The organism is Helicobacter macacae MIT 99-5501 (assembly GCF_000507845.1).
GTDB classification, from domain to species: domain Bacteria; phylum Campylobacterota; class Campylobacteria; order Campylobacterales; family Helicobacteraceae; genus Helicobacter_B; species Helicobacter_B macacae.
The window spans coordinates 125,820-135,662 of the sequence record NZ_KI669455.1 but is presented as its reverse complement, the minus strand read 5'-3'; the positions used below and the strand labels follow the sequence as shown (position 1 = coordinate 135,662).

General features: G+C 40.4%; 11 protein-coding genes. 7 read left to right on the top strand and 4 right to left on the bottom strand.

What is annotated here, in order from left to right; all coding sequences use genetic code 11:
* The first annotated feature begins 6 nt into the window (after window positions 1–6).
* Window positions 7–222, top strand: a complete 216-nt coding sequence (locus HMPREF2086_RS12150) for a hypothetical protein (protein ID WP_232219100.1) — start codon at window positions 7–9, stop codon at window positions 220–222.
* A gap of 93 nt (window positions 223–315) precedes the next feature.
* Here HMPREF2086_RS12150 and flgK read toward each other — a convergent pair whose 3' ends face one another.
* The 4 genes from flgK to HMPREF2086_RS08075 form a co-directional block, all read right to left on the bottom strand.
* Entirely contained in the window at window positions 316–2,145 is a 1,830-nt protein-coding gene (gene flgK, locus HMPREF2086_RS08090) for a flagellar hook-associated protein FlgK (RefSeq protein ID WP_023928276.1), read from the bottom strand.
* Between the two features lie 3 nt (window positions 2,146–2,148).
* Entirely contained in the window at window positions 2,149–2,586 is a 438-nt protein-coding gene (flgN, locus tag HMPREF2086_RS08085) for a flagellar export chaperone FlgN (protein WP_023928275.1), read from the bottom strand.
* Between the two features lie 66 nt (window positions 2,587–2,652).
* A complete protein-coding gene (locus tag HMPREF2086_RS08080) occupies window positions 2,653–2,883 on the bottom strand; it encodes a hypothetical protein (protein WP_023928274.1) in 231 nt (76 codons plus the stop codon).
* Between the two features lie 104 nt (window positions 2,884–2,987).
* Window positions 2,988–3,173, bottom strand: coding sequence for a hypothetical protein (locus HMPREF2086_RS08075; RefSeq protein ID WP_023928273.1), 186 nt, complete (start codon window positions 3,171–3,173; stop codon window positions 2,988–2,990).
* A gap of 53 nt (window positions 3,174–3,226) precedes the next feature.
* Between HMPREF2086_RS08075 and HMPREF2086_RS08070 the strand changes: the two genes are divergently transcribed.
* The 6 genes from HMPREF2086_RS08070 to polA all read left to right on the top strand — a co-directional run bounded on the left by HMPREF2086_RS08070 (window position 3,227) and on the right by polA (window position 9,805).
* The gene (locus tag HMPREF2086_RS08070; RefSeq protein ID WP_034561520.1) at window positions 3,227–3,457 is read left to right on the top strand and encodes a hypothetical protein; all 231 of its coding nucleotides are present in this window, start codon (window positions 3,227–3,229) and stop codon (window positions 3,455–3,457) included.
* A 171-nt stretch (window positions 3,458–3,628) separates the two neighbouring features.
* Complete coding sequence (locus tag HMPREF2086_RS08065) at window positions 3,629–5,593, top strand: hypothetical protein (protein WP_023928272.1); 1,965 nt, start codon at window positions 3,629–3,631, stop codon at window positions 5,591–5,593.
* Between the two features lie 46 nt (window positions 5,594–5,639).
* Entirely contained in the window at window positions 5,640–6,023 is a 384-nt protein-coding gene (panD, locus tag HMPREF2086_RS08060) for an aspartate 1-decarboxylase (protein WP_023928271.1), read from the top strand.
* Between the two features lie 102 nt (window positions 6,024–6,125).
* Window positions 6,126–6,356: a hypothetical protein gene (locus HMPREF2086_RS11690; RefSeq protein WP_148374513.1), complete on the top strand. Its 231-nt coding sequence runs from the start codon at window positions 6,126–6,128 to the stop codon at window positions 6,354–6,356.
* Between the two features lie 144 nt (window positions 6,357–6,500).
* Entirely contained in the window at window positions 6,501–6,797 is a 297-nt protein-coding gene (locus HMPREF2086_RS08050; protein WP_023928270.1) for a YbaB/EbfC family nucleoid-associated protein, read from the top strand.
* 104 nt (window positions 6,798–6,901) lie between these two features.
* On the top strand, window positions 6,902–9,805 hold the full coding sequence (gene polA, locus HMPREF2086_RS08045) for a DNA polymerase I (RefSeq protein ID WP_023928269.1): 2,904 nt from the start codon (window positions 6,902–6,904) through the stop codon (window positions 9,803–9,805).
* Window positions 9,806–9,843: the final 38 nt, after the last annotated feature.

The window sequence follows — 9,843 nt, the reverse complement described above, 5'->3', positions numbered from 1 at the left end:
TTATTTGTGTCATTGCTACTATATGAGTGTATGAGCGAATCTAGGCGGTTTATAAGGGTATTGCTACCCTCGTTTGTGATGAGATTTGAAAGTGGTGTGGGCGAGCCAGCTTTAGTAGGAGATTGCGCGAAATTTAGATTTTGTGTGTCTGGGCAATTTTGCGTAGCAGGGCAATTTTGTGTGGTGGGAGCAATTAGGTTTTTACGGGGGGGGGGCAGATAAGAGTGAGGTGTCTGGTATAAGAGTGGTTTGGATAGGCATTTGAAGTCCTTTTTGGCTAGATTTTAGGCAAAATCACAAAATTAGTAAGCTAGTTTAAGGTTGCTTAATACTTAGCAGAGTGTCTATCATTTTGTCAATGGTGGTTATGACTTTAGCATTTGCAGCATATCCACCTTGAAACTTGATTAAATCCACCATTTCCTCATCGATACTCACTTGCGTGATAGATAGATGCTCTTTTTTGGTGGCTTCAAATACAGATGTTTTGGTATCAAGTGTGCGCTGTGTCTCCTCTGTGTCAGTGGCTATGCGTCCTGCGGCAAACTGATAAAACTCATTTATGCCCATTTTGAAAGGCTGCTTTGTGTGCTTGTTGAAAAAGTCGATTTTGTCGTATTGGAGTTGTTGCATCATATTTGCCACATCGAAGTTACCCGCTGTGGGGGTTAGCCACGGGCGGATTTGCGTGGCGTCTTTTTCATAGTCTCTATGTAGCCTTATGTCTCTAGCACTTTGTCCTTGCAAAAATTTGTTGATTCCCATAGCACCTGTGAAATTTGTGCCATTGTCCTTGATAGCGACATATATCCCCTCTCGTGGATTTGTAGACTCTATGACAAACTGCTTGACTTCGGGGTCAAATATCGCCCTAAAGTAATCATCAAAGTCGTTTATGTCGTTGTTGTCATCATTGTCATCTTTGTTGCCATTTATCGCACGGACAATGTCGTGCATAGTGGTTACATTGTCTATGTAGATTCTCTTTGTAGCGATGACATCGCCTTTTGTGTTGTATGCCATTAGGTCAAATGAGCCGTTTTTGAAATTATAATTGGTATCTTTTAGTGCTTCATATCGCCCGAACTGCACTTGCTCGCCTATGAGCTCTTTTGCTGCGGATTGGGCATAAATAGCATTTGTGGCTTCCATAAAGCCTTGCGCAAAAGTGTCAAGCAAATCAATATAATGCTGAATATGCCCGATTTTTGTGCCTTTGTAGCCTGTGTTATAAAGCGAGATAAGAGAGCCTGCCTTGCCCTCATCAAGTTTATCAGTGATGTCTACATCTTTAAAATCATAAGTATGCCAATAAACGCGGTTTAGGTGCTCGGCATTGTTTTCTTTGTCTAGCTTTATGGGGTGGAAAGTGTAGCCATCTACCATATTAAATCCGCGTGCGATATTCATCACATAGTTTTCGTCAAAATCCGCATTTCTAGCTTGCAGGAGAGAATCTGTGCGGAGATGATTTTTATACACGCGCCCACCGATGATTTCGATAAGGTGGAATTCGTATTGGTCGCGTCTATCGCGCAGTTCATTTGCTTGGCGATATTGCTTGGCGTCTTCCATTTCTTTGATTTTGCCATTTAGCTGGGCGATTTCAGAGCCTAAACGATTTGCCTCATTGATAAGCGTTTCTAGATTTTCGCTAGCTTGTCGTTGAAGATTTACAAGCTTTGTGCGAGTATCACGCAGATTTCGCGTAAGCACTTGGGTGGCTTCTGCTAGGACTTGCTTTTGGGCTGGGTCTTGGGAGTTTTTGGAGACATCTTTCCACGCATTAAAATACGCTTCTAAATCATTATAAATCCCTACACCCTCGACATCTGGAAAGTAGGCTGAAATCTCGCGTAAGAAGTCAAAGCTGTTTTGAAAAAACGCCATTTCTGAGCCTGACTTGGTATATCTGTCAAACACAAAATCATCGTGGATTCTGCGAATGGCGGGAATATCTACACCGCGCCCGATGATAAGCCCTTGGTGCATCACAAGCGGTCGCTCTGGCTGGGCTATCACGCGCTTACGGCTATAAAACTCATCGCTAGCGTTTGAGATATTGTTGCTCGTGGTGTCTACCATTACTTGGTGTCCCACAAGCCCTGTGTATGAGGTATTTAGTGAAGAGAGAATCCCGCCCATAGCCTAAGCCTTGATTTGCAAAAGATTTATGCTTGATTTGGGGGTGGATTTTTTATCGCCATAAGTTTGGGCTTCTTTGGGGATAAGTTTGTCCATAAGTGAGGTAAAAAACTCACTCACAGCGAAAACGATTTGAGCGTAGCTAGAATTTAGCTTTTTTAGCTCCTTTAGGGCTTGGCTCATCTCATCAAAAAGCTCTTGTGTCCTAGAATCGATTAGGTCTTTTATTTCTTTTTGGGGGTTGTTATTTTTGAGGGCAAGCATCTCTTGGCTAATCAAGCTTTTTTTGGTCTCAAACTCCTTGATGAGGGCGTCTTTTTTGGGATTGCGCTCAAAAATCTCATCGTGCTTGGCTAGCTTTATGGACTCTATGTCTTGCTTTGTGTAGTCGATAAGTGTGCGTAAGTCAGCGATAGCACCTTGAAGATATTGCATAACCATTTTTTATCCTTATCTGCCCCCTCACGCGCAAAGCACACTGCTAAAAAGCAGATAAGGAGGTTTTGGCTATAAGTTAAGCAAATCTAGTGCCATTTTTTCGGAAGTTTTTTGTAAGTCGAGTTTGTATTCTTTTGCCTCGATAGAGTCCCTAATCTGCGCGATTTTGTTCTGCGCTGCGACTTGGGCTACATCGTCATTTTGGCGATTTCGCTGCGTGGCGATTTTTGTGTCTTCGTCTTTGTATGCGTTTGCATTTCGCGCATTTAGAGAAGCGATATTTGAGCTTATGGTATTCATCTGCACTCCTTTGGTGATTTTGGTCTAGTTCGCTTATATGTATCTGTCAAGCTATATCGGTTGAAAAATCCAACGATTTAAGCCTATTTTTCCCCACTTCAATTCTACTTCTTCATAGCCTTATTCATCTCTTTGGCTAGATTATCTAGGCTTGTAGCACCTTTTATCCCCTTTTCTTGAAAAAGTGATACATTTGGATTGACACGATATGTAAAAAACCCAACAAACACCATAACATAGCAAAACAAAAAAAAGCATAGCGTTGGAAAAATCCAAGTTTTCACATCCATTTTGCAACCTTTTGTAAAGATATGCCCCGCTATGAATAACACAAGAATGCGCTGTGCGAAATCTATGCAACACAAAAACCAAATGTAAAAACTGCATAGAAACGATAAATGTGAGCTGCAAAAATGTAAGCGATGCCCACACTCACGCGCTAATCTCGCCTTACGAGGCACGATTATATAACAAAATCGGCAAAAAGCGGATAGTTTTTGCGTATTTTTGCTCTCTTTTGTGCAAATATTTGCATATTTTGCTTGATTTTGTGGATTTTTGCGTGATTTTTTAATTTATCGTGCTCTTATTCATCGTGTGTTTATAGCTATATTTTTGACTCCTAAAATGTTAATTATTTGTTTGAAGTATTGCTAAATAATTGCGCTAAAATCTCAAAGTTGTAGCTTTTGCGTTTTAATTTGGTTTTATTTCATAAAAATATAGGGTTAAGGTGTCCTCTAAAATGTCTAAAAAAATAGAAACACACAAAAAAAATACTTCTAAAGATTCTAATTGCTCGCTTGATTCTACCTTTGCTTTTATATTTCTTAGCACAAAATCACACAAAGCTATCGCGCCATTTGAAGCGATATTGTGCGATTTGGCAAAAAAGCATAGATTAGATTTTGGAAGTGAGTTTTGTCCTAGCAAAGAGTGGATAAAGCCAAGTGAGCTGTATTTCTTTGTCCGCCCTATAAATGACGCCAAGGCAAATGATGGTGTGGCAAATGACACAATCATCGCCTTTGCCAACTCCATAAGTGAGAATCTACCTTTGAGTATGGATTTTGTATTTAAGGGTATAGAGAGTGCAAAATCCTTGCAAGAATCAAGCATTTTGCCAAAAAAGATTAGCTATGCTAAAATTTTGCACTCTAAAACCCCGCACGATAGGACACTACCAAAAAATGCAGAATCTATCCCCACCGTGCAAGAGATGAAAGCCCTTTTAGGTGCATTTGAAGAGAAAAATGAGGATAACACGGCAAGCGATTTGTCGCTATGCTCCGTGCTAAAGCCCTTTTTTGTGGATATACGATATGGCGATGAAGTCTTTGACACAAAAAGTGCAAAAAAAATCGCACCAAAAGATTCTAGCCTTGCTGTGCTCCTTGCTAGGCTTGCTAGTAAGTTAGCGGAGGGCAAGCCTGTTAGAATCCGCACAAAAAGAGGCGATATGACTTTAAGCGTGGGGGAGAAATCCCCTCTTGTGATGTTTTGGGAGCTTGGGGCACTGCAAAGTTTTATGCGGGTAAATCAAGCCCAAATCAGCCTGCTTGGGAGCTTTGAGAAGCCAAGTATGAAGCTGTGTCCAAAAGAAGTCTTTGCAAAAGAGTTTTTTGGCAAGCAAAATCAAGTAGCGCAATCAGCAGGTATGGCAAATCCTGTGGAGATTGAGTGTGTTTTGGCTTATGAGCCACTTTTGGCATTGCTTGGAGTGTATGCTAGGGCGCGTGGCGTGGAGTTTGTCTTTGTAAAGCCTTTTGATAAAAAATCTAGTGAGATTTTGGAGAGTGCGCTTACATACACGATTCCACCCTATAAGCGCGTATCTTGCGACAAAAACGGCACTTATGTGGAGGATAGATTTTGCAAGCTAAATCTTTTCTCTCTTATCCGCAAGCACTATGTGTCATCTACCCCATCACTATCCTTGCAAAACACCGCCAAAATCGCAAATGCTTCTCAAATGCTAGTATGCTACCTCTCAAAATCCAAAAACACAGCTATATGGGTTTATCGCCAAGTGCCAAATGACAATCAACAAGCACCACAAAATCAAGCACGAAAGGACACATTTAGCGAGATTTTGCACATAGATTTTAGCTTAAATCCGACTCACGCTTTAGCAGAGATTGCCACGAGAGAAAATGGCGATAAGCTAATTGCCAACTTCACTTCTCATTTTGGGGAGCATAGCCTAGATTTTTCGCTTGAGGATTCTACAAAAGCTACTTTTGCGAAAGAGTTAGAAAAATCTTGCAAAAACCTTATAGAGTTTTTTTCTGTCATTGCAAAAGTGCTTAGACTTTGCCCAAAAGACGCAAGTGTGGAAGAGGGTGTGAATAGTGTGCTAAATAAAGCTAAATTGTTCTTGCGCGATAAGGGACCTAGAATTGATTATAAAACGGTAAAGTCCCCTCAAGGTGGATTGGCACTTGATATGCCTAGAATCTTGCGAAGTGCAATGAGCTTCTCTCTAGCAGGTGTGGATAGCGCGACTTTGTGCTATGGGGTGGTGGATTCTTTGTGTGAGTTTGTTGGAAATCTAGCGCGAGATATGGGGCAAAACTACGCAATTAAGAAAGTATTTTTGTGTGGCGATATGCTTACGGAATCTATCTTTTTGGATAAAATACTGCACTATTTGCCAAAAGATATGGAGATAATCCTCCCACAAGATGGCTTTGTAGATTTTTATAAATAGTATCTAGCGGCACTTAGATAATGCAAATAACGCAAAAAGGATAAATATGCAATGTGAAATGCTTTTTTCTAAAATCCACCGCGCAACTGTGAGCGAAGCAAATATCAACTATGTCGGCTCTATAACGATAGATTCTAGCTTGTGCGAAGAGGCTGGGCTGCTAGAGGGTATGAAAGTCGATGTGGTAAATGTAAATAATGGCGAAAGGCTAAGCACCTATGTGATATTGGGAGAAGCAGGTAGTGGCGTAGTGTGTCTAAATGGCGCAGCCGCACGCAAAGCAAGTGTGGGCGATATAATCATCATCATCGCTTATGTGAGTATGGACTATGAGAGGGCAAAATCCCACAAGCCAAAAGTCGTCTTTGTAGATAGCCACAACCATATCACAAAGGTAGAATCAAATATTGATTCTTATCCAAAGGCATAAAAGTAGATGAAATCTTGCGAGAGATTGAGATATGCAAAATAATGATATTTTAATATTATTTAGATACAATACGCGCTATTGCATACACTTAAGAGGTGCTTGTTGAGCAAAAAAGATGCCATAAAATCAAACATAAACTTGGCTATTGCGCTGATAGTGTTGCTATTATCTGCGTTGTTTTCTGTTTTGGCATATCTTTTTGTGAATTTTAGAGAGTTAGCTTTGCTTGAGCTGTGCATAGTTATGCTTGTTGCTGTTTCGTTATTGTCTGGGATAGTATGCGCTTCTTTTTTGTATGTCAAAAATGTAAGAAAGATAGAGAAAATGAAATGACTGCTGGAATGATTGCTTTAATTTTTTGCACATTAGCTTTTATTGTCGCGCTAGGCGTGGTGTGCTTCACTCTCTCTAGAGCCTAAATCAAGCCATTTAAAATCCAAAAATACCTAAATCTTGCGTGGCGATTAAGGAGTAAAAATGTTTGATATAAAAAATCTAAGCCAAATGCTAGGTGGAATGCAAGAGCAAATCCAAGAAATGGAGCAAAAAAGCAAGGATACGATTCTCACTGCCAAAAGTGGTGGCGGACTACTTAGTGTGAGCATCAATGGTGTGGGCGAAGTAGTGGATATACTCATAGATGATAGCTTGCTAGAGGATAAAGAATCCTTGCAGATTTTGCTTATCTCTGCGCTAAATGACGCTTATAAAAATGTCGAGGAGAATCGCAAATCTTTGGCACTAGGAATGCTTGGCAAAATAAATCCTTTTTAAGATATGAAAATTTAAGCCACGCAAAGTGCTTGCAAGAACATAAATAGAGCAAAATCTAAGCAAAATCAACTCAAACTCAACCACACAAAACACGGAGCAAAAAGGTGCAAAAACTCATCATTATTGATACTTTTGGATTCTTTTTTCGCAATTTTTATGCCCTCCCACCACTTCGCAACAAAGATGGATTCCCCACAGGGCTGCTTATGGGGTTTGCCAACCTCATAATGAAGCTACACAAAAACAACGAGGGGGATTTCATCGTGTTTGCCCTAGAGGGCGGGGGAGAAAACAAGCGCAAGCAATACTACAAAGACTACAAAGCAAACCGCGCAAAAGCACCTGATGACTTGGTTTTACAGCTACCCATAGCCATAAAGTGGATAGAGCAAATGGGATTTGTAAATCTATCCTTTGAGGGCTATGAAGCAGATGATGTCATCGCCTCACTTGCCACACTAGCGCAAAAAAGGGGCTTAAAAGTCGAAATCATAAGCCACGACAAAGACTTATATCAGCTTATAAACGAAAATATCCACTTGCTAGACCCTGTGAAAAATAAAGAAATCCACGAGGAGGAGTGCTTTGAAAAATTTGGCGTATATCCCAAAAATTTCATCGACTATCAAAGTCTAGTAGGCGATAGTAGCGATAATGTGCCCGGGGTAAAAGGCATAGGCACAAAAAGTGCAGCCAAACTCATAGAGAGGTTTGAAAATCTAGAAAATATCTATGAAAATGCAACATCTCTGCGTGAGGTGGTAGGAGAAAGACTAGCAAATGCCATAGAACAAAATAGGGAATCTGCATTTTTAAGCAAAAGGCTTGTAACGCTAGAGCGGGATTTATTTAGCGAGTTTGAATTCTCAAAATCCATAATGCCACAAAAAAATCCACTCATCAAAATCCTAGATGAGATGAAAAAATATGAGTTTGCCAAAATCGTGCAAAGACTAAGCAATGAAAAACCAAATGTGCCTTTTAGCCAAATCATCGCCCAAGATTCTAAAAAAGAGCAGAAAGCTAAAGAGGAATATGAAGCACAAAAAGATAAAAAACGCATAGCAAAAAAAGGGCTTGGGGGACTTGAGATAGAAGATGCCTTTGCAGAGCTAGATTCTACCTCGCAGGAAACAATAGAGAAAAATCACCCAACCTTTGGCTACATAAACCAATCACTTCTAGCAGACAAAACAGATGAAATTTTAGCCAAAGCTCCTTTTTGCTTCAATGCAAAGAAAATAGAATCTCTTAGCGAGCTAGAGGGGATTTTGGATAGTATGCCAAAAGACTGCCTTATCGCTTATGATTGCGAAACTACGGCTATTGATACCAAAGTAGCGCAAATAGTGGGGTTTAGCTTTTGTGCTGATGGGGTAAATGCTTATTATGTCCCCATAGCCCATAGCTACTTAGGCGTAGAATCCCAAATAAGCCTAGAGGAAGCAAAAGAGGGGATAAGAAAGATTTTTGCTCATCCTCTCATCGGACATAATCTCAAATACGACCTAAAAATCGCCCAAAATCTTGGAATCTACTATGACTACGCAAATGGTAAAATCTATGATTCTATGGTGCTTGCGTGGCTTTTTGATAGCGTAAGCAAGGTCGGGCTTGATGAGCAAATGAGAAAGTGGTTTGCCCACTCTATGATAGGCTTTGGCGAGGTGCTAGGCAAGCTAGATGATTTCTCACAAGTGCCAATCCCAAATGCCACCAAATACGCCGCTGAAGATGCGAGTGCTTCTTTTAGGCTGTTTTTTCGCCTAAAATACGAACTAGAATCGCGTGGTTTGGATAGTATTTTTGAGCTAGCAAAAGACCTAGAGTTTCCCTTTGTATCCGTGCTTTTGGAAATGGAGGAAGAAGGCATAGCTATTGATGAAAATCATTTCAAAGACTTGCTAGAGAGATTTTCTAAAGAAATCGCACAAATTGAGCAAGAGATTTTCTCTCTATGCGGAAGTGTGTTTAACCTAAACTCCCCAAAGCAACTTGCAAATATGCTATTTGATACCCTAAAGCTAAAGGCACAGAGGCAAATAAAAGGCGGGTATAGCACTGATGAAAAAACCTTGCAAAATCTGCTAGAAGCCCACCCTTGCATACCCAAAATCCTAGAATACAGAGAGCTAGCAAAGCTAAAGGGCACTTATGTCGAGCCTATGCTAAAGCTACAAAAACAAGGCAAAATCTACACTTCGTTTTTGCAGACAGGCACTGCCACAGGACGCCTAAGCTCCAAATCCCCAAACCTCCAAAATATCCCCGTGCGAAGCGAGCAGGGCAGGCTTATCCGTGCTGGATTTTGCGCTAGTGGAGAAAATAAGATTTTGCTATCGATTGACTACTCTCAAATCGAGCTTAGACTTTTGGCTCACTTTTGTCAAGATATCGCACTTATTAAAGCATTTAGAGATGATTTAGACATTCACTTACAAACCGCAAAGGCAATCTTTGGCGAAAAAGAAGCGGTGCAAAAACGCAATATTGCAAAGAGCATAAACTTCGGGCTTATCTATGGAATGGGCTCTACCAAACTATCTCAAACGCTAAAAATCCCACAAAAAGAAGCAAAAAGCTATATTGAGGGATATTTTTTATCATTCCCCACGGTCAAAGATTTTCTAAATTCAAAAAAACAAGAGATTTTGGAGAAAGGCTATGCAGAGACTTTGCTAGGACATAGGCGATATTTTAGCTTTGCGCACGCTAGTGAATTTATGCAGGCAAACTTCCTGCGTGAGGGAGTAAACTCGATTTTTCAAGGCAGTGCAGCGGATTTAATCAAAATGGCAATGCTAAAAATTCACGCTCACATAAAAGAAAGCAAAAGCGATATAAAAATGCTTTTGCAAGTGCACGATGAGCTGATTTTCGAGCTAGACAAAGAGGGAGCGGAGCAAAAAGCAAAAGAGCTAGGCGTGATAATGGATAATATCTATACGCTAAATGTCCCACTAAAATCAAGCTACGCGCTAGGACGCACTTGGGCAGAGCTAAAATAATACTGCTAAAACAATCCTAGATAGTGCCAAAACACTGC

Bases quoted from the DNA above. Each gene is read 5' to 3' on its own strand.
- flgK (WP_023928276.1), bottom strand. From the start codon at position 2,145: ATGGGCGGGATTCTCTCTTCACTAAATACCTCATACACAGGGCTTGTG.
- flgN (WP_023928275.1), bottom strand. From the start codon at position 2,586: ATGGTTATGCAATATCTTCAAGGTGCTATCGCTGACTTACGCACACTT.
- HMPREF2086_RS08080 (WP_023928274.1), bottom strand. From the start codon at position 2,883: ATGAATACCATAAGCTCAAATATCGCTTCTCTAAATGCGCGAAATGCA.
- HMPREF2086_RS08075 (WP_023928273.1), bottom strand. From the start codon at position 3,173: ATGGATGTGAAAACTTGGATTTTTCCAACGCTATGCTTTTTTTTGTTT.
- HMPREF2086_RS08065 (WP_023928272.1), top strand. From the start codon at position 3,629: ATGTCTAAAAAAATAGAAACACACAAAAAAAATACTTCTAAAGATTCT.
- panD (WP_023928271.1), top strand. From the start codon at position 5,640: ATGCAATGTGAAATGCTTTTTTCTAAAATCCACCGCGCAACTGTGAGC.
- HMPREF2086_RS08050 (WP_023928270.1), top strand. From the start codon at position 6,501: ATGTTTGATATAAAAAATCTAAGCCAAATGCTAGGTGGAATGCAAGAG.